Below are 18,715 nucleotides of genomic sequence, written 5' to 3' on the forward strand. Positions count from 1 at the left end.
CGGGCGCCCCCCCCCCCCGCGCCGCCCCCCCGGCGGCCCCGCCCGCCGCCCCCCCCCCCCCCCCCCCCCCCCCCCCCCCCCCCCCCCCCCCCCCCCCCCCCCCCCCCCCCCCCCCCCCCGGGACGCGGAGCCGTGCGGGACCGGCTCCGTCGGCGTCGCGGCGCACGACCTCGCCCGACCGCCGCCGACCTTGCCCGACCTATCGAAAAACGGTAGATTCCTCTCGTCCGTCGACAAGAGGAGGTTCCCGTGCGGCGACTCACCGAGCTCGCGCTGCGCGCCGTCGTGGTGGCGGTGCTGGCCGGCTCCCTGTTCCTGCAGCTCTTCCTGGTGCCGCTGCTGGCGCGCGACCTCGCCGGCGCCGGCCCGGACGTGGCGGCCCTGCGCACCCCGGTCCTGGTGATCGTCGTCCTGGGGATCGTCGCGGTGCAGGTGTGCGCGGTCTGCGTGTGGCGGCTGCTGACGATGGTGCGGCGCGGGACGGTGTTCTCGCACGCGGCGTTCCGCTGGGTCGACGTCATCACCGGCGCCGTCGCCACCGCCTCCCTGCTCGCCTTCGCCCTCGGCGTCGTCCTGGCCCCCGGGGAGGCCGTGGCACCGGGCGTCGTGCTCCTGGTCGGCGGGGCGGGCGTCCTCGTCGGCGGGGTCGCCCTCGTCGTCCTGGTGCTGCGGACGCTGCTCGCGCAGGCCGTGGCCCGCGACGGCGAGGCGCGCGCCCTGCGCGCCGAGCTGGACGAGGTCGTCTGATGCCCATCGTCGTCGACGTCGACGTCCTCCTGGCCCGGCGCAAGATGTCCGTCGGGACGCTCGCCGAGCGCATCGGCATCACCCCCGCCAACCTCGCCGTCCTGAAGAACGGGCGCGCCAAGGCGGTGCGGTTCACCACGCTGGCCGCGCTGTGCGAGGTGCTGGACTGCCAGCCGGGCGACCTGCTGCGCTGGGAACCGGACGAGCCGGAGGACGCGGTCGTCCCGGCGCCCGGCGCGGCCCGCGACGGTTCGGCCCCCTGACCCGCGGCGCGTCCTAGGGCCGCAGGTACACGCCCCGCCGGTGCAGGAGCGCGGCGAGCGCCGTCCACGCCAGCACGACCAGCACCGTGTACGGCACCTGCTCGTGCCCGCCGACGGCGACGGCCTCGGCGGTGCGCTCGCTGAGGGACCGCCCGTCGGCGTCGACCTGCCGGGCCAGCAGCGCGGTGACCACGTGGGAGCCGAAGTACACGAGCAGGCTGTTGCGGCCCAGCGCGACCAGCGGCCAGGTGGCCGCCCGCAGCGCCCGCGGGGTGGACGCGCGGTCCAGCACGAGGTGCGCGAGGACGAGGGCGAGCGCGACCCCCACGGCCACCGACAGCCCGAACGGCGCGCTCCACAGCCGCTTCAGCACCGGGACCTCGACACCGAGGACCCCGGGGACGGCGACGGCCAGCCACGCCAGCGCCGCCAGGGCGGCGGCGACGGCGGCCACGGGCCCCAGCGCCGCCCACGGCCCGCGACGCTCACCGGCCGCCGAGGCGCGCACGGTGAGCAGCAGGTGCCCGACGGTGGCGCCGGCGGCGGCGCTGACGACCGCGCCGGACGCCGCGACCAGCCCCTCCGGGTCGTGCCCGGCGGCGCCCAGCCGGTAGACGTGGTCGGCGCCGAACGCGGCGACGTCCAGCCACCCCGACGGGTTGCACTCCCGCGTGAGCGTCCCGCCCGGGCAGGTGGCGGCCCACCCGGCCAGCAGGGCGGTGTGGGCGGCGGCCAGGACCGCCGTCAGGGCCAGCCACCCCCGCCAGGAGCGGGTGAGCAGGTGCAGCAGCACGAGGACGAGCACGACGAGCGCGTACAGCTGCAGGACACCGGTGACCCGCCAGGTGGCCGGGTCCCACGCACCGGTGGTCAGCGCGTTGTAGAGCAGGCCGACGGCGACGAGGACGAGCACCCGGCGGGCCAGGCTGCGCACGTCGGTGCGCCGGTGCATCGCGAAGCCGAGGCCGCAGCCGGTGAGGGTGACGAACACCGGGAAGACGAGGTCGATGCCGTGCACGCCGTCCCACTCGGCGTGGTCGAACCAGGCGGGCACGACGAGCAGGCTGTTGACGCTCACGCTGACGACGAGCATGAGCCCGCGCACGACGTCCAGGCTGGACAGGCGGGGCCGGGCGGTGCGGCCGGCGCGGTCGACGCCGGGGGCGCCGGTGGCGGACCCGGTCACGGTGCTCCTCCCCCGCGGACGCGGGCCGTCCACGGCGTCCCATGCTGCCAGCCGCCCGGGGCGCGACCGGCGGGCGGCGGGCACGGGTGGCACGATGCGGCGGTGCGGGGTGCGCGACGTCGGCTGGCGGCGGCTGTGGTGGCCGCGGGCCTGCTGGCGGGGTGCTCGCCGCCGCTGCCGCCCGCGACGCTGGCCGAGCAGCTGCTGCTCGTGGTCAGCCCCCACCCCGACGACGAGCTGCAGAGCTGGTCGCTGGTGACCGGCCGCGGGCCGGGCACGTACCCGGTGTTCGTGACGCTGACGCACGGGGAGTCGACCACCAAGTGCGCGCCGGAGGAGCTGGAGCGCACCCTGCGGACCGGCTGGGGGGAGCGGGAGCCGGAGCCGCTGCCGGAGGGTCCGGGCACGCCGTCGTGCGCCGAGGCGCGGCTGGACAGCTGGCACGCCTTCCTCGACGAGGCGACGGCCGTGGAGGGCTGGCGCGAGACCCTCGACGACCTCGTCGAGGGCGAGGTGCAGGTGCCGGGCGTGGCGGCACCGGCGACGACCTGGGTGGGCGAGTCGGGCGCGCGGGTCGCGGTGGACGGCGGGGACGGGTCGCTGACCCCGCAGGTGGTCGACGCGGCCGTGGACGCCGTGCTGGGGCTGCGCGGGACGGTGCTGCCGGACCTGCCGCTGGCGACCGTGGTGGGCGCCGCCTACACCAACGACTCCCCCGGCGCGGGCCGCAACCGCGCCGCGGACGGCACCTGCACCGACCACCCCTGCGAGGGCGACTCCCGCTACGCCGAGTACGAGCACCCCGACCACTGGGCCGTGCGCGAGGCCCTGCTGGCCCGCGAGCCGCAGGCGTGGACGTGCGTGGCGACGTGGCCGCGGGACCCGGAGCTGACGCAGCGGCGCGACGTGCCGCCCGACGTGTACGAGGCGCTCATGGGTCTGGGCGGGGAGGTCGAGCCCGGCGACCCGGAGTCCCGCGAGCGGCTGGGCGCGCACCAGCGCGCCTACGGCTGGCTGGCGTTCCCGCGCACGTACTGGACGCCGACGGTGCTGCCGGTGCCGGACGAGGCCGGCGAGCCGCTGGTGATGTCGTCGCGGCAGTCGTTCACGTGCCGCCGGCCGGCGTGAGGACGCGGACGCCTCAGCAGCCCGTCTCCCACACCGGCGGCGGCAGCGGGGAGTCCCGGCCGGGTTCGGGCAGCCACACGGTGCCGCGGCACGGCAGCTCGACGGCGACGGCGCTGCCGCGCTCCAGCGTCCGGTAGCCGAGGACGCGCAGCTGCTCCAGCAGGGCGAGCTTGCCGGCGCGGGTGGCGCCGGCGCCGTCGATGCGGGTGTCGACGACGATCCAGTCGGCCGTGACGGGGTCGGTGTTGGTGAAGATCCGCACGGTGTGCCGGGTGACCAGGTAGGCGCCGGCGCCGTTGTCGGCGGCGACGAGCGAGCCGGCGGGCAGGTCGGCGGCCAGCGCCCGCAGGTCCCGGGTGGCGGCGGAGGGCCGCCACGTGTCGGCGTCGAGGGGGTCGGCGACGAAGTTCGCGGCCCGGTAGGTGCCGGCGCTGACGGTGACGCTCGCGACGGCGATCCCGGCGAGCAGCGCGCGGCGGGCGCGCGGCCGCAGCCGGCGCAGGACGTCGACGACGGCGAGGGCCACGACGGGCATGACGACCGCGTCGTAGTGGAAGCGGGTGGACCAGTAGCTCTCGTACGGGGAGGCCAGCCGCCACAGCAGGGTGGGCACGGCGACCATCGCCAGCGGCGAGCGCACCCACACGAACCCGCCGGTGGCGAGGACGGTCAGCAGCAGCTCCGCGCGCGGCTGCCCGTCCGCCGACCACGTCAGCGGCTCGGCGGGCGCGGCCTCCCCCGCGAAGCGCAGCTCGAACAGCGGCACGACCGAGTCGGGGTTGGCCCACCAGATGACGGCGAAGGCGAGCGCGGTGCCCGCGACGGCGGCCGCGGCGGTCCCCACCGCGAGCAGCCGCACGCGGCGGCGGTCGGCGCCGCGGGCGAGCAGGAACGCGACGGCGGCGACGGCCACCACGGTGGGGCCCTGGTCCTCCTTGACCAGCAGCAGCGGCAGCGACCACGCCATCGCCGCGCGCAGCCGCCGCTCCAGCAGCGCCGAGCAGGCCAGCGCGACGAGGGGGACGGCGAAGGCGACCTCGTGCACGTCGAGGCGGGCGACGTTGACGACGCCGTAGGAGGCGGTGAACAGGGCCGCGACGACCGCCGACGCGCCCGCGCCCAGGTGCCGGCGGGCGGTGGCGTGGACGACGCCGACGGCCGCGGCGAGGGCGAGCGCCTGCACGACGATCAGCGAGCGCGGGTCCGGCCACACCCACCACCCGGCGCCGAACAGGACGGTGACGGGGCTGAAGTGCTCCCCCAGCAGCGGCAGCCCGCGGATGTCGCTGTACGGCAGGCGCCCGGACGCCCACGACTGCGCGGACTGGGCGAAGACGCCGAGGTCGAAGGCGCCGGAGCGCCCGGCGTTCCAGCGGGCCAGTCCCACCCACGTCAGGGCGGCGAACGCGAGCGCCGCCGCCAGCAGCGACGGCCCGCGTCGCGTCCGGGCGGGTGCGGCGGGTGCGTCCGGGGGCGCGGCGGTCGTGCTCATCGTGGCCGCGAACCTACCGCCGGTGACGCGCCCGGCGGCTCACGCGCGGGACCGGGCGGGCGCGGCGGCTACCGTCTCGTCACTGTGTCCTCCCCCGCGTCCCCGCCCGCGAGCGTCGTGAGCGCACCGCCGCGCCCGGCCCGCGCGGCGGCCGCCGGCCGGTGGCTGGCGGGGCTCGCGGTGCTGGCCCTGGGCGTGTTCGCGTTCGGCTGGCGGCTGGGCGTGGAGACGTCGAACGGCGACGAACTGGTCTACCGCGACGCGGGCGCCGCGTACTGGCGCGGCGACGTGACCCCGAACCCGGAGCACCCGCCGCTGGCCAAGCACCTGATCGGGCTGGGCGGGCTGCTGGGCGACGGGTCGCTGAGCGCCGAGCGGGTCCCGGCCGCGGTGTGCGGGGTGCTGGTGGCGGTGGTGCTGTTCGCGGTGACCCGCCGCCTGGCGGGCACGTGGGCGGGGCTGCTGGCGGCGCTGCTGTGGTGCGCGCTGCCGCTGGCGCCGGGCGTGGTGCCCGCGCACGTGGCGCGGCGGGCGACGCTGGAGGCGCCGCTGCTGCTGTTCACGACGTGCGCGGTGCTGGCCGCCCAGCGCGTCGCGGACCGGTCGACGCCCGGCCGGTGGGCGGTCCTCGGTCTGGCGGTGGGCGCGGCGACGGCCTCGAAGCTGACGGGCGCGGCGGTGGCGGTGGTGGCGCTCGCGGCGCTGTGGACGCACCGGCGGGCCTGGCGCGCGGCGCTGCCGGGCGCCGTCCTGGCGGGCGCGGTCGCAGTCGTGGTGTTCTGCGCCACCTACCTGCCGCACGGCGACCGGTTCGGGTGGGGCCTGCGCACGGTGGTCGCCTGGCAGCTGGAGCACGCCGGCCGCGGCGCGGTCCAGGAGGTCGCCGGGACCGTGTCGGCGTTCCCGCCGTGGTGGTCGGCGTGGTGGTTCCAGGCGCAGTACCTGGGCGCGGCGGGCACGGCGGTGCTGTGGGCGGCGGCGCTGCTCGGTGCGGCGCTCGTGGTGCGACGGCGGGCCGGGCTGCCGGTGGTGGCGGCGCTCGCCGCGACGACGGCCGCGCTGGTGGCGAGCCCGCTGAAGCTGCCGCAGTACCACGACGTCGCCGTCCCGCCGCTGCTCGTGCTGGCGGCGGTGGCGGTGCACGCGCTGCTGACCCGCCCGCGCGCGGCGGCGGCGCGGCTGGCCGGGGCGGTGCTCGTCGTCGTGGTGCTCGCCCCGCTGGCGACGGTCGCGGCCGGGCACCTGGCGCGGGTGGCGACGACCGCTCCCGCCGACTACCGGGTCGTGGCCCGCGAGCTGCCCGCCACCACCGCGCCGGTCGTGGTGTGGGGGGACGCGCAGGCGCTGGGCCGCCTGCGCCCGGACCTCGCGCTGACCGGCGCCGTGGCGCCGGACTGCGCGGCGGCCGCGCTCGTGGTGGACCCGACGGTCGCGAACCGCGTCGAGGGCGCGGACACCGCGGCGTGGGTCGGGGCGTGCGGGTGGCGGTTGGTGCTGCGCGCGGACCGGCTGTCGGTGTGGGCGGGGCGCTGAGGACCCTCCCGGCCCGGCCGCCGGCCGGGAGGGTCCTCACGCACGAGCGCCGACGACGGGCAGCGCCAGCGTGAACCGCTCCTTCGCCGTGCGCGTCGCTCCGAGCCGCTCGTAGAAGGCGGTGGCGGAGCGGTTCCAGGCGGGGGTCTGCCACTGCACCTGCCCGAGTCCGCGGCGGTGCGCGTCGTCGACCGCTGCGGCGACCAGCCGGCGCCCGGTCCCCCGTCCCCGGTGGGCCTCGTGCAGGTACAGGCAGTCCAGGTGGGCGTACCCCTGACCGGTCCAGGTGGACAGTTCGTCGGTGAGGCTGGCGTAGCCGACCACCCGGTCGCGCACCTCGGCGACGAAGACGCGCAGCCTCCCGGCGCGCAGGTGCGCGTCGACCCTGTCGGCCCAGTCGTCGGGCACGACCGCACCGCTGCCCTCGAACCGGACGTGGTCGAGCACCAACGCGCGCAGCCCGCTGACGTCCCCGACGGCGTGGACGCGGCGGACCGCGGCGTGCCCGTCGCCGGTGCCGCCACCGGTGCCGGCCGCGCTCACGGCGCGGGCACCGGGGCGACGAGCTCGTCCGGGGCCCGCCGGGAGCGCCCGCTGCCGGTGGCGACCGCCAGTCCCTCGCGGGCCCAGTACTCGAAACCCCCCATCAGCTGCTGCACCCGGGTGTAGCCCATCGACGCCAACGCGAGGGCGGCCTTGGTGGCGCCGTTGCACCCCGGTCCCCAGCAGTAGACGACGACCGGGGTGTCCAGGTCCGGGGCCAGGTCCGCGATGCCGTCGCGCACCCGCTCACCGGGCAGGTGGACCGCGCCGGGGATGCGTCCCTGGGCCCAGCCCGCCGCGGAGCGCACGTCGAGCACGAGGGGCGCCGCACCGGCGGCGCGGGCGGCGGCGAGGTCGGCGGGGTCGGTCTGGTGGGCCAGCTGGGCGGCGAAGAAGTCGACCGCGGAGATCGGGTTCGGCATGTCCACCATCGAACCCGGCGAGGGCCGGACGGACCACCACCGTTCGACGGTCGTCCGGCGTCCTCGCCGTGGATCCACTGGTACTTTCCCAGCCGTGGCGATGAATCCCCGGCCCGCGCTCGACGCGACCGACCACCGCGTCCTGGAGCAGCTCCAGCGGGACGGCCGGATCAGCGTGGCTGACCTGGCGCGGGCCATCAACCTCTCCGCGAGCGCCACGGCCGAACGGTTGCGGCGCCTGACCGACACCGGCGTCATCACCGGCTACACCGCCGTCCTGGACCCGGAGGCGCTGGGCTACACCGTGACCGCGTTCGTGCGGCTGACCTACCCCACGGGGAACTACAAGCCGTTCCACGACCTGCTCGACGTCACCCCCGAGGTGGTCGAGGCCCACCACGTCACCGGCGACGACTGCTTCGTCCTGAAGGTCCTCGCCCGGTCGATGCGCGACCTGGAACGCATCACCGGCAAGCTGGCGACGCTGGGCGGCATCACGACCAGCGTCGTCTACTCCAGCCCGCTGCCGCGCCGGCACCTCGACCCCGCGCACTGACCGCGACGGGCCGGGGTCGGGACGCCGGCCGCCGTGCAGCACGATGGCCGGGTCAGCGCGGACCCGTCAGTCGTGGAAGGTCACCATGGTCAACGGCATCTCCCCCGCGGAGCTCGGCTCCGTCACCCTCGACCCGGGGTTGTTCGAGCAGCGCCGTGCGCTCAACCACGCGTACCTCGACTCCCTGACCGACGAGAACCTGCTGCAGAACCACCGCCTGGAGGCGGGGATCGCCTCCAGCTTCCACTGGCACCTGCGACCCGGCGCCGGTGACCCGTCCGAGCGCGGGCTGGACCGGCACTGGGGCTGGGAGACGCCCGGGGGCAGCCAGATGCGCGGCCACTTCCTCGGCCACTGGCTCTCCGCGGCGGCGCGCGAGGCGGCGGCCACCGGGGACGCCGTCCTGCGGGCGCGGGCGCACCGCGTCGTGGCGGAGCTGGAGCGCTGCCAGGAGGCCAACGGCGGCGAGTGGGTCTTCGGCGTGCCACCGGTCTTCCTGGACCGCGTCGCCGCCGGCCGGGAGGTGTGGGCGCCGCAGTACAACCTGCACAAGACGCTCATGGGCCTCGTCGACGCCGCGCGCGACCTGGGTGACCAGCGCGCTCTGGAAGTCGCCCGGCGCGCGGGACGCTGGTTCGCGCGCTGGTCGGCGTCCTTCACCCGCGAGCAGTTCGACGACGTCCTCGACGTGGAGACCGGCGGGATGCTGGAGGTCTGGGCGGACCTGCTGGAGCTCACCGGCGACGAGGTGTTCCGCGACCTGCTGGAGCGCTACTACCGCGCCCGGCTCTTCGACCCGCTCGTGGCGGGCGTCGACGTCCTGACGAACACGCACGCGAACACCACGATCCCGGAGGTGCTGGGGGCCGCCCGGGCCTTCGAGGTGACCGGTGAACGCCGGTGGGCCGACGTCGTGCACGCCTACTGGCGCTGCGCGGTCACCGAGCGCGGGACCTTCGCCACCGGAGGTCAGACCTCGGGGGAGGTCTGGACGCCGCCCTTCGAGTTCGCGGCCCGGCGCGGTGGCAAGAACCAGGAGCACTGCGTCGTCCACAACACGATCCGGCTCGCCGACGTGCTGTTCCGGTGGACGGGGGACAGCAGCTACCTCGACCACGTCGAGCGCAACCTCTACAACGGGATCCTCGCCCAGCAGAACCCCCGGACCGGGATGGTGGCGTACTTCCTGCCGCTGGCCGGCGGCTCCCGCAAGCGCTGGGGCCACCCGACGGAGGACTTCTGGTGCTGCCACGGCACGCTCGTGCAGGCGCACACCCGGCACAGCTCCTACGTCTTCTACGAGGACGCGCGGGCGGACGCCCTCGTCGTCGCCCAGTTCGTGAACGCCACCTGGACCGCGCGGCGTCCCGGGGGTCCCGTCACCGTCCAGGTCGCTCGCAGCGACTCGGCGGTGCGGGTGGGGCCCGACGCCAACGCCGGCGCGGCCGGGGACCGGCACCGCCCGCAGGAGTGGCGGGTGTCCGTGACGGTGGTCTCCGGGGACGACGTGCCCGCGCGGGTGCGCGTCCGGGTCCCCGGCTGGGTGCACGGCGGGCCCGCGGTCAGCACCGCGGGTGGTGAGGAGGTCCGCGCGGAGGCGGTGGACGGTTTCCTCGTCCTCGACCACCGCGGTGGCCGCTCGGAGTTCCACGTCACACTCCCCCACCGCCTGCGCGCGGAGCCGGTCCCCGACGAGCCCACCACCGTCGCGTTCGTCGTCGGCCCCCTCGTCCTGGCGGGGCTGACCGACGCGGAGACCGCCCTCGTCGTGGACGACCTCCAGCGCCCGGAGGCGCACCTCGCGCCCGACGACGAGCGGCAGTGGGCGGAGTGGCTGCGCGGGTACCGCACCACGGGCCAGGAGCGCTCCACCCGGCTGGTCCCCCTGCACGAGGTGGTCGACCAGGACTACTCGGTCTACTTCCCGCTGAGGACACGCTGACCACCCGCTGAGCCGGCGACGGGTCCCGGGGCTCCGGAAACACCTTGACCCCGCGACGCCCCGGGTCCACGCTGGCTGCGTGCGTTCCTGAGCCCGTCCCCTCCCGCCCCGCGGCCACCGGCCCGGCGGGAGCCCCGTGGACCGCTCAGGAGCCCCGTGACGAACCCCAGCACCCACCTGCGCCTGGACAGCGTGTCCGTGTCCTTCGCCGCCCGGCGCGTCCTGACGGACGTGTCCCTCGTCGTCGCGGCCGGTGAGCGCGTCGGCCTGGTCGGCGAGAACGGCTCCGGCAAGTCGACGCTGCTGCGCGCGGCCGCCGGGCTGCTCGTGCTCGACGCGGGGACGGTGACGGCCACCGCCCCCGGCGGTCGCGTCCCGGCGCGCGGGCTGCTGCACCAGGAACCGCCGTTCGCGCCGACGACGACGGTCGCCGGAGCCGTGGAGGACGCCCTCGCGCCGGTGCGCCGGGCCGCGGCGGCCGTCGAGCTCTCCGCCGCCGCGCTGGCCGCCGCCCCCGACGACGCGACCGCCGCCACGGCGTACGCGGCGGCGGTGGAGGACGCCGAGCGCGCCGGGGTGTGGGACGCCGACGCCCGCGCCGCCACGACGCTCGCCGCCCTCGGCCTGGGCGCGGTGCCCGGGGACCGGCCGACGGGGCAGCTGTCCGGCGGGCAGCGGGCCCGGCTGTCGCTGGCGTGGCTGCTGCTGCGCGCCCCGGACGTCCTGCTGCTGGACGAGCCGACGAACCACCTGGACGACACCGCGACCGCCCACCTGCGCGACGTGCTGCTGACCTGGCCCGGGCCGGTGCTGCTGGCCAGCCACGACCGCGCGTTCCTCGACGAGGCGACGACGGGCGTGGTGGACCTGGACCCCTCCCCGCTGCCGCGGGAGCTGACCGGCCCCCTCGCCGCGGGAGACACCGGCACCGGGCTCGGTGCCGCCCGCGCCACCACGGGCGCCGGCGGGTACAGCGAGCACCTGCTGCGGCGCGCGCGGGAACGGCAGCGCTGGCAGCAGCGGTTCCGCGACGAGCAGGAGGAGCTGCAGCGCTTGCGCGCCACCGTCGAGCGCGAGCAGGTCGTCGGCCACGCCGACTGGAGGCCGCGGACCGAGGGCCGCGCGGCGCAGAAGTTCTACGCCGACCGCAACGCCCGCGTCGTCTCGCGGCGGGTGTCCGACGCCCGCGCCCGGCTCGCCGAGCTGGAGGAGGAGCAGGTGCGCAGACCCTCTGCGCCGCTGCGGTTCCGGGGTTTCGGCGCGGTCCGCGAGCACGACGGCGGACCGGTGCTCGCAGCCGAGGACGTCCACGTCCCCGGCCGCCTGGCCCCCACGACCCTGACGGTCGGGCACGGGGAGAAGTGGCTCGTCACGGGCGCCAACGGGGTGGGCAAGTCCACGCTCCTGCACGCCCTCGCCGGTCTGATCGAACACCGCGGCGACGTCCGCCGGTCCGGGCGCGCGGGCCTGCTCACCCAGGACGTCGACCTGCCCGACCCGCGCGGACGCGGCGCCGGCCGGACCGTCCGGCAGGTGTGGGCGGACCTCGTCGGCGCCGCGCGCGCCGAGGACCTGCGGCCGTCCGCGACGGGGCTGCTGTCGCGCCACGACGAGGACCGCCGGGTCGGCGACCTCAGCCTCGGGCAGCAGCGCAGGCTGGCGCTGGCGGTGCTGGTCGCCGACCCCCCGGACGTGCTGCTGCTGGACGAGCCCACCAACCACCTGTCCCTGCCGCTGGTGGGCGCGCTGGAGGAGGCCGTCGAGGAGCACCGCGGCGCGGTCGTCGTCGCCACGCACGACCGCTGGCTGCAGCGGCGGTGGCGCGGGCGTCACCTGGCGCTGCGCCCGGTGGCGGACGGCTGACGCGCCTTCCGGCCGGGCGCGCCGTGGGGCATGCTCCCGCCGTGGAGCAGGACGGGTTCGGTGCGGCGCTGCGGCACCTGCGGGAGGCCACGGCACCGGAGAGCGTCGGCCTGCCGGCGGGACGGCGGCGGACGCGGGGGCTGCGGCGCGAGGAGCTGGGCGACCTGGCGGGCATGTCCGCGGACTACGTGCGGCGGCTGGAGCAGGGCCGCAGCCACCCGTCGGCCGCCGTCGTCAACGCCGTCGCGCGGGCGCTGCGGGCGGGGCGGGCGGACTACGAGCGGCTGTGCGCGCTCGCCGGGTACGCGGCCGCGGAGGGGCAGGTGCCCACCGAGCTGGGCCCGGGAGCGACGCGGCTGCTGGAGCGGTTCGCGGACACCCCGATGGTCGTCTACGACGCCGCGATGAACGTCGTGGCGGCCAACAGCACCTTCCTGGCGCTGGAGCACTGGGACCTCGCGGGCGACCGCTGGGACTGGAACGTCGCCTGGCGGGCGTTCTGCTCCCCCTTCGACGGCTTCCAGCAGTCCGCGGCGGACGCGACCGACCACGAGTCGGTGCTGGTGGCGCGGCTGCGCGCGGCGGTGCTGCGCTACCCGGCCGACACGTCGCTGGCCGCCCTCGTCGACGAGATGCGCACCCGCAGCTCGCGGTTCGACGGCCAGTGGCGCGCGCCGCGGCCCGTGGAGGTCTACGAGAGCAGCGCCGCGTTCACCCGCTCGGACGGCGAGACGCTGACGCTGGCGGGCAACCTCATCGCCATCCCCGGCGACGACCTGGCGGCCGTGATGCTGACGGCGGCGCCGGGCTCGGCCGACGCGGTGAAGCTCGCGGAGGTCGTCGGCGCGGTCGACGGCCCGGCGGTCGTGAAGGTGGGCCGAGCCGGCCCAGGATGAGCGCGCCGGGACCTGCGAGGTTCGTGTCGTCCCCAGGTCCGCGGAACAGGTCCGCGGAGCTCCTCAGGGGACCTCGAAGGAGCAGGTGCGGCGATGAAGGCAGTGCGTTTCCACCAGGTCGGCGGTCCCGAGGTCCTGCAGCACGAGGAGGTCGAGCAGCCCGTCCCCGGTCCCGGTGAGGTCCTGGTGCGGGTGGCGGCCTCCGCGTTCAACGCCGCCGACAACGGCATGCGGGCGGGGTTCCTGCCCATCCCGGTCGTGCTCCCACACGTGCCCGGGTACGACGTCTCCGGCACGGTCGAGGCGCTCGGCGAGGGCGTGGACGACCTGGCGGCCGGGGACCCGGTCGTCGGGTTCCTGCCGATGGAGCGCGACGGCGGTGCCGCGGAGTTCGTCGTGGCGCCCGCCCAGGCGCTGGTCGCAGCGCCCGCGAGCGTCCCGCTGGCCGACGCGGCGGGCCTGCCGTCGGTGGCGCTGACGGCGTGGCAGGCGCTGTTCGACGAGGGCGGGCTGACGGCGGGCCAGCGGGTCCTGATCGTCGGGGCCGGCGGTGTCGTCGGCAAGTACGCGATCGCCCTGGCGAAGCGCGCCGGCGTGCACGTCGTGGCGACCGCCAGCCCGCGCAGCGCCGACGCGGTGCGCGCCGCGGGCGCCGACGAGGTCGTCGACCGCACGACGACCGACCTGCTCGAGGCCGTCGCGGAGCAGGTGGACGTGCTCGTCAACCTCGCCCCCCTCGACCCGGAGGGGTTCACCGCCCTCGTGGCGCTGGTCCGCGACGGCGGCACCGTCGTCAGCACCACGGCGTTCATCCCCACCCCCGGCGACGAGTCCCGTGGCGTCAGCGCGAGGACCGTGTTCGTGAAGCCGAACCGCGAGCGCCTGGCGGAACTGGTGTCCCTCCTGGACTCCGGCGCCCTGACCTTGGAGGTCACCCGCCGGATCCCGCTGGCCGAGCTGCCCGCCCTGCACGCCGAGGCCGCCGCGGGCCGGATCCCCGGCAAGGTCGTCGTCCTGGCCGGGGACGCCTCCACCGCGGAGCGGTCGTGACCACGGCCACCGCCGCCCCGACCGCCACCGGGCTCGCCCCCTTCTCCCCGCCCGGCACCGCGGACCACGCGGCCGCGACGGCCGCCTACCAGCTGGCCGAGCCGGTGGACCCGGTCGCGGCGACCACCGCCCGCAGCGTCCAGGACGTCGTGGACGCCGTCGGGGCCGCGGCCCGCAGCGGGCTGCCGCTGCGGGTCAGCACCACCGGTCACGCGGCGGGGCGCACCGGCCCGCTGGCGGGGTCGCTGCTGCTGCGGCCCCTCCTGGACGGGCCGGTTCGCGTGGACCCGCGCACCCGCACCGCCCGGATCCCGGCGGGGCGCACGTGGGGCGAGGTGCTGCCGGAGGTGCTGCCGCACGGGCTGACCGCCCTGCACGGCTCCTCCCCCACCGTCGGGGTCGTCGGCTACCTGCTGGGCGGCGGGGTGAGCTTCTACGGCCGCCGGTACGGGCTGGCCGCGAACGCGGTGCGCTCGCTGACCCTCGCGCTGGCCGACGGGCGGGTCGTGGAGGCGAGCGCGGACGAGCACCCGGAGCTGTTCTGGGCGCTGCGCGGTGGCGGCGGGGGTTTCGGCGTCGTCGTGGAGGCGGAGGTGGAACTCCTCCCGGTGCACGCGGTCGTCACCGGCCGGGCGGTGTGGGACGTCGCCGACGCGGCGCGGCTGGCACCCGTCTGGCAGGCGTGGACGCGCACGGCCCCGCCCGAGGTCAGCACGAGCCTGCGGGTGCTGGACCTGCCGCCGCTGCCCGGGCTGCCGGCGTCGGTGGCCGGCCGCCGCGCGCTGGTCCTGGACGGCGCGGTCACCGCGACCACCGCGGCGGACCTGCCGGCGGCCCGGCGCACCGCCGAGGACCTGCTGGGCCCGCTGCGGGCGCTCGCGGAACCCGTCGAGGACACGTGGGCGCCGGCCGCGCCGGGTGCGCTGGCCCACGTCCACCTGGACCCGCCGGACCCGGTGGCGTTCCGCTCCGGCACCGCCCTCGTGGGGGAGCTGGACGACGCGGACTGGCCCGAGCTGCTCGACGCCGCAGCGGGTCTGGTCTCGCTGGAGCTGCGCCAGCTCGGCGGGGCGATCGCCCGCCCGCCCAGCGCCGGCGGGGTCGTCGACCGGTTCGCGGCGCCGCTGCTGCACTACGCGGTCGGCCCGGCCGGCGCGGCCACGAGCGAGCGGCTGGCGGCGGTGCGCGAGGTCCTGCGACCGCACCTGACGGGCAGGACCGCGCCGGGTTTCGTGGACCGGCCGGACCAGCCGCAGCGCAGCTACGACGACGAGACCCGCGCGCGGGTCGAGGGCGTGCGCCTGGCGGTCGACCCCGGTGGCCTGTTCGCCGGTGACGTCGCCGTCGTGCGCGACCGGGTGCGGGGTGAGGGTCGTGGCTGAGCCGGCGACGCTGAACGAGCGGGTCGTCGCGGAGTTCCGCGCGAACGGCGGCCGGGTGGGCGGGCGGTTCGCGGGGATGCCGCTGGTCCTGCTGCACCACGTCGGCCGCACGAGCGGCCGGGAGTTCGTCACCCCGGCGGTGCACCAGCCCGCCGAGGGGACGCGGGACGCGTTCTACGTCTTTGCCTCCAACGGGGGCGCCGCGGAGAACCCCGGCTGGTACGCCAACCTCCTCGCCGCGGGGACTGCCCGCGTGGAGCGGGGCACCGAGACGTTCCCGGTCACCGTGCGCGAGCTGACCGGCGACGAGCGCGACGCCGTCTACGCCGAGCAGGTCCGCCGCTCCCCCGGCTTCGCCGAGTACGAGCGCATGACCGCGGGCGTGCGGGTCATCCCGGTGCTGGAACTCGTCCGCGCCGGGACGGGGTGAGCGGCTCGCCCCGCCTACCCGCGGACCAGCCGCTGCTCGATGGCCTCCCGCAACCACTGGGCCGGTGTCACACCTTGGCGCGCCGCAGCTGCGCGCACCGCGTCGTCCACGTCCTGCGGGACACGCGTCGAAAGCCGCGGCGAGTGTCCGCTCGACGTGGACCCCAACGACGGGCGACCGCGGCGCAGCTGCGGCGGTCCCGAGCGCTCAGCCTCGTCCGCGAGCTCGTCGAAGTAGGCGTCGTCGTAGCGACGACCGCTCGGGTCGCGTGCCGCGTCGATCGACGGGTCGAACTCCGCCTCCTCGGCCACGGAGACGACACCGCCGGGCAGACGCACCTGGTCCTTCGCGCTCATCGGTTCTTCCTCTCTCGCAGAGCCACGGGCATGACGTGCACGAACATGAGGAGCTCCTCCTGCCACACCGCCATGACTTCCAGCACCCGGCCGCGCTCGTCCGGGCCGACCCACCACAGTTGAGGGTCGCGGCCGGGCACGTGGTGGACCACCGGGACCGCGGTGCGGACGACGTGCTGGGCAGAGCCTCGGCCGACGCGGTGGCGGCGGGCGCTGCGCACCCAGACCGTCCTCACCGATCGATTGTGTCACCTTTTAAAGGGTGACACAATCCGTCTCGCGCACGCGAGCACTCGGTCGAGGTCACCAGCGCGAGACTGCAGGAACCGGCGACGTCTCGACGTCGAACACGCCGGAGCCGCCCTCGACGCGGCTGCGCCGGGCCCGCTCCTCGACCTCCCGCCAGGCGGTGCCGTCGCCGGTGAGGACGTCGAGCAGGTACGCGGCCACGGCGTCGGCGACGAGGGCGACGCGCTCGGGGTCCTCGTCGGTGGTCTCGCGCACGGCCTCCCCGGCCAGGCCGCCGAGGGTGTGCTCGCCCTCGGCGATCGTGAGCAGGCGTGTGGGGGCGGGGCTGAGGACGTGGGCGTCGGTGAACCAGTCCGGCCCGCGGGTGGACAGGGCGGAGTCGTCCCGGCCGCCGGCGACCACGAGCGTCGGGGTGGTCAGCGTGGAGAAGTCGGGGCGCATGAACGGCAGGTGCTCGTGCGCGAACGCCGTCAGGCTCTCGCCGGTGCCGGGGGCCGCGATGAGCGCTCCCGCCCGGACGGCCGGGTGGCGGAAGTCCTCCTCCGGGTCGCCGGCGGGCGGCAGGACGCGGGCGCCGAGGAGGGCGCCGGCGCTCTGACCGCCCCAGGAGTGCCCGGCGAGGGCGACCCGCGCGCGGTCCGCGCGGCCGCTCAGACCGGGGACCTGGTCGAGGAGATCGCCGAGGTGGTCGAGGACGGCGTGCAGGTCGGCGATCCGCGTGCGCCAGATCCCCGGGAACCGGGGGTCGTCGACGCCGAGGCCGTACCGGCGCGCGTCCAGGTGGGTGGGCTGGACGACGACGAACCCGGCGGCGGCCCAGCGGGCGGCGAGGGGTCCGTAGCCGTCCATGGACCAGGCGTTGCCGTGGGAGAAGACGAGGACGGGCAGGTCGTGGCCGTCGGCGGGGGCGGTGACCTTGACGTGCAGGTCGGTGCCGCGCCCGGTGGTGGGGACGAGCAGAGGCTCGATCGCGACGAGGCGGCGGTCGGGGACGGGGGTGGGCACGGTGCGGCCTCCAGGAGGGGATCGCTCTGCCAGACTCGGCGGAGCATCGTTCCGCGAACATTAGCGGAACATCGTTCCGCGAGCGACGGAGGCCCCGTGACCCCCATGACCGGAGCGCGCCTGGCCGGTGCGCAGCGCAGCCGCGAGGCCCTGCTGTCCGCGGCGGCCGCGGTGTTCGTCGAGTCCGGCGTGCAGGCGCCCGTGCGCACCGTCGCCGAGCGCGCCAGGGTGGGAGTCGGCACCGTCTACCGCCACTTCCCCACCCGCGCCGACCTGGTCAGCGCCGTCTACCGCCACCAGGTGACCGAGTGCGTGGACCTGGCGGAGCGGCTGCGCGCGCAGCCGGTCCGGCCGGTCGAGGCGCTGGAGCTCTGGGTCGCCGCCTTCCTCGACTTCCTCGTCACCAAGCACGGCCTGAGCGACGCCCTGCGCTCGGAGGACCCCGCCCTGGCGAACCTGCACGCGCTGATCCTCGACGAGCTGGTGCCCGCCTGCGACGCCCTCCTGCGCGCCGGTCAGGACGCCGGGGAGGTCGACCCGGACGTCGCGGCGCTCACGCTGCTGCGCGCGGTGGGGAACCTGGCCGTCCTCGGGCCCGGGTACGGGCGCGCGGAGGCGCGGGCGATGACCGTCCGGTTGCTCGCCGGTTGCCGCACGTCCCCCTGAGAGGGGTGGGACGTTCCGGTGACAGGCCCACGCGGAGGTGGCACGCTCACCCCGCGCGCCGCGATCTCCAGGTTCCCGGCACCGGCGCGCGCGCAGGCAGGCCCTTCGAGAGGAGTCCCCCGTGCCCCACGTCACCACCCCCGACGGCGTCGAGATCTACTACACTGAGGCCGGATCGGGTCAGCCCATCGTGCTCAGCCACGGCTGGCCGCTCAGCTCCGACGCCTGGCAGGTCGAGCTGAAGGTGTTCTCCGACGCCGGCTACCGCGTGGTCGCCCACGACCGCCGCGGCCACGGCCGCTCCGAGAAGACCGCCGTCGGCCACGACATGGACACCTACGCCCGCGACCTCGCAGCGGTCGTCGAGGCGCTGGACCTGCGCGACGTCATCGTCATGGGCCACTCCACCGGCGGCGGCGAGGTCGTGCGCTACGCCGCCCGCTACGCCGAGGGCCGGGTCGCCCGGGTCGTCACCTTCGGGGCCGTCCCCCCGCAGATGGTGAAGTCGGACACGAACCCCGACGGCCTGCCGGTCGAGGTGTTCGACGGCATCCGCGAGAACGTCCTGAAGGACCGCTCGCAGTTCTGGAAGGACCTGGCGGAGAGCTTCTTCGGCGCCAACCACGGCCGCGACGTCTCGCAGGGCGAGAAGGACGACTTCTGGCGCCAGGGGATGCTCGTGAACCTCGTCGCCGCCTACGACTGCGTGGCGGTGTTCTCCGAGACGGAGTTCACCGACGACCTGAAGGCGCTCGACGTGCCGGTCCTCATCGCCCACGGCGACGACGACCAAATCGTGCCCATCGGCGCCTCCGCCCTCAAGGCCGCGGAACTGGTGCAGCACGGGACGCTGAAGGTGTACTCGGGCGCCCCGCACGCCGTCCACGGCGACTACCGCGAGGCCCTGCACCGCGACGTGCTGGCCTGGCTGGCCGGCTGACCGAGCGCAGTCTCACCACGAGTGGAGCGTTCCGGTCGTCGGAACACGGGTTCCACGACCGGAACG

Annotated in this window: 20 protein-coding genes; 13 read left to right on the plus strand and 7 right to left on the minus strand. The window is 76.6% G+C overall.

All coding sequences use genetic code 11. From position 1 onward, the window contains the following. Positions 1–249 precede the first annotated feature (249 nt). Complete coding sequence (locus tag AB8M62_RS19450; protein ID WP_369070596.1) at positions 250–747, plus strand: DUF2975 domain-containing protein; 498 nt, start codon at positions 250–252, stop codon at positions 745–747. Beyond that, positions 747–1,010 carry a helix-turn-helix domain-containing protein gene (locus AB8M62_RS19455; protein WP_369052781.1) on the plus strand — a complete coding sequence of 88 codons (264 nt, stop codon included), beginning with the start codon at positions 747–749 and terminating at the stop codon, positions 1,008–1,010. Before AB8M62_RS19450 ends, AB8M62_RS19455 begins: the two co-directional genes overlap by 1 nt. Positions 1,011–1,023: 13 nt before the next feature. Here AB8M62_RS19455 and AB8M62_RS19460 read toward each other — a convergent pair whose 3' ends face one another. Continuing rightward, entirely contained in the window at positions 1,024–2,196 is a 1,173-nt protein-coding gene (locus AB8M62_RS19460; RefSeq protein WP_369070597.1) for a heparan-alpha-glucosaminide N-acetyltransferase domain-containing protein, read from the minus strand. Between the two features lie 102 nt (positions 2,197–2,298). Here AB8M62_RS19460 and AB8M62_RS19465 point away from each other — a divergent pair, with 102 nt between their 5' ends. Continuing rightward, positions 2,299–3,324 (plus strand): hypothetical protein, encoded by a 1,026-nt coding sequence (locus AB8M62_RS19465; RefSeq protein ID WP_369070598.1) that lies wholly within the window; start codon positions 2,299–2,301, stop codon positions 3,322–3,324. A gap of 13 nt (positions 3,325–3,337) precedes the next feature. On the opposite strand, the gene AB8M62_RS19470 is transcribed toward AB8M62_RS19465, so the two are convergent. Then, positions 3,338–4,816 (minus strand): DUF2079 domain-containing protein, encoded by a 1,479-nt coding sequence (locus tag AB8M62_RS19470; RefSeq protein WP_369070599.1) that lies wholly within the window; start codon positions 4,814–4,816, stop codon positions 3,338–3,340. Between the two features lie 117 nt (positions 4,817–4,933). Between AB8M62_RS19470 and AB8M62_RS19475 the strand changes: the two genes are divergently transcribed. Then, complete coding sequence (locus AB8M62_RS19475) at positions 4,934–6,349, plus strand: glycosyltransferase family 39 protein (RefSeq protein WP_369070600.1); 1,416 nt, start codon at positions 4,934–4,936, stop codon at positions 6,347–6,349. Positions 6,350–6,385: 36 nt separating this feature from the next. On the opposite strand, the gene AB8M62_RS19480 is transcribed toward AB8M62_RS19475, so the two are convergent. Both AB8M62_RS19480 and AB8M62_RS19485 read right to left on the minus strand, forming a co-directional pair. Beyond that, positions 6,386–6,892, minus strand: a complete 507-nt coding sequence (locus AB8M62_RS19480) for a GNAT family N-acetyltransferase (RefSeq protein WP_369070601.1) — start codon at positions 6,890–6,892, stop codon at positions 6,386–6,388. Next, entirely contained in the window at positions 6,889–7,323 is a 435-nt protein-coding gene (locus AB8M62_RS19485; RefSeq protein WP_373695015.1) for a rhodanese-like domain-containing protein, read from the minus strand. Before AB8M62_RS19485 ends, AB8M62_RS19480 begins: the two co-directional genes overlap by 4 nt. A 91-nt stretch (positions 7,324–7,414) precedes the next feature. Here AB8M62_RS19485 and AB8M62_RS19490 point away from each other — a divergent pair, with 91 nt between their 5' ends. The 7 genes from AB8M62_RS19490 (at position 7,415) to AB8M62_RS19520 (ending at position 15,433) form a co-directional block, all read left to right on the plus strand. Next, on the plus strand, positions 7,415–7,870 hold the full coding sequence (locus AB8M62_RS19490) for an Lrp/AsnC family transcriptional regulator (RefSeq protein WP_369070612.1): 456 nt from the start codon (positions 7,415–7,417) through the stop codon (positions 7,868–7,870). Between the two features lie 85 nt (positions 7,871–7,955). Further along, entirely contained in the window at positions 7,956–9,812 is a 1,857-nt protein-coding gene (locus tag AB8M62_RS19495; protein WP_369070603.1) for a beta-L-arabinofuranosidase domain-containing protein, read from the plus strand. A gap of 156 nt (positions 9,813–9,968) precedes the next feature. Further along, the gene (locus AB8M62_RS19500) at positions 9,969–11,675 is read left to right on the plus strand and encodes an ABC-F family ATP-binding cassette domain-containing protein (protein ID WP_369070604.1); all 1,707 of its coding nucleotides are present in this window, start codon (positions 9,969–9,971) and stop codon (positions 11,673–11,675) included. Between the two features lie 41 nt (positions 11,676–11,716). After that, entirely contained in the window at positions 11,717–12,571 is an 855-nt protein-coding gene (locus tag AB8M62_RS19505; RefSeq protein ID WP_369070605.1) for an MmyB family transcriptional regulator, read from the plus strand. Positions 12,572–12,664: 93 nt separating this feature from the next. Beyond that, on the plus strand, positions 12,665–13,621 hold the full coding sequence (locus tag AB8M62_RS19510; protein WP_369070606.1) for an NADP-dependent oxidoreductase: 957 nt from the start codon (positions 12,665–12,667) through the stop codon (positions 13,619–13,621). Then, a complete protein-coding gene (locus AB8M62_RS19515) occupies positions 13,618–15,003 on the plus strand; it encodes an FAD-binding oxidoreductase (RefSeq protein WP_369070607.1) in 1,386 nt (461 codons plus the stop codon). Before AB8M62_RS19510 ends, AB8M62_RS19515 begins: the two co-directional genes overlap by 4 nt. Continuing rightward, positions 14,996–15,433 carry a nitroreductase/quinone reductase family protein gene (locus AB8M62_RS19520; RefSeq protein ID WP_369070608.1) on the plus strand — a complete coding sequence of 146 codons (438 nt, stop codon included), beginning with the start codon at positions 14,996–14,998 and terminating at the stop codon, positions 15,431–15,433. The genes AB8M62_RS19515 and AB8M62_RS19520 overlap by 8 nt, the downstream gene beginning before the upstream one ends. Before the next feature lie 14 nt (positions 15,434–15,447). Here the strand turns inward: AB8M62_RS19520 and AB8M62_RS19525 are convergent, their stop codons facing one another. The 3 genes from AB8M62_RS19525 to AB8M62_RS19535 all read right to left on the minus strand — a co-directional run bounded on the left by AB8M62_RS19525 (position 15,448) and on the right by AB8M62_RS19535 (position 17,043). After that, positions 15,448–15,789 (minus strand): hypothetical protein, encoded by a 342-nt coding sequence (locus AB8M62_RS19525; protein ID WP_369052814.1) that lies wholly within the window; start codon positions 15,787–15,789, stop codon positions 15,448–15,450. Continuing rightward, a complete protein-coding gene (locus AB8M62_RS19530) occupies positions 15,786–16,025 on the minus strand; it encodes a hypothetical protein (protein WP_369052815.1) in 240 nt (79 codons plus the stop codon). Before AB8M62_RS19530 ends, AB8M62_RS19525 begins: the two co-directional genes overlap by 4 nt. A gap of 67 nt (positions 16,026–16,092) precedes the next feature. Then, entirely contained in the window at positions 16,093–17,043 is a 951-nt protein-coding gene (locus AB8M62_RS19535) for an alpha/beta hydrolase family protein (RefSeq protein ID WP_369070609.1), read from the minus strand. 105 nt (positions 17,044–17,148) lie between these two features. Here AB8M62_RS19535 and AB8M62_RS19540 point away from each other — a divergent pair, with 105 nt between their 5' ends. After that, positions 17,149–17,709, plus strand: coding sequence for a TetR/AcrR family transcriptional regulator (locus AB8M62_RS19540; protein WP_369070610.1), 561 nt, complete (start codon positions 17,149–17,151; stop codon positions 17,707–17,709). Between the two features lie 121 nt (positions 17,710–17,830). Next, positions 17,831–18,649, plus strand: coding sequence for an alpha/beta fold hydrolase (locus AB8M62_RS19545; protein WP_369070611.1), 819 nt, complete (start codon positions 17,831–17,833; stop codon positions 18,647–18,649). Positions 18,650–18,715: the final 66 nt, after the last annotated feature.

This window comes from Kineococcus terrestris (assembly GCF_041020755.1).
GTDB classification, from domain to species: domain Bacteria; phylum Actinomycetota; class Actinomycetes; order Actinomycetales; family Kineococcaceae; genus Kineococcus; species Kineococcus terrestris.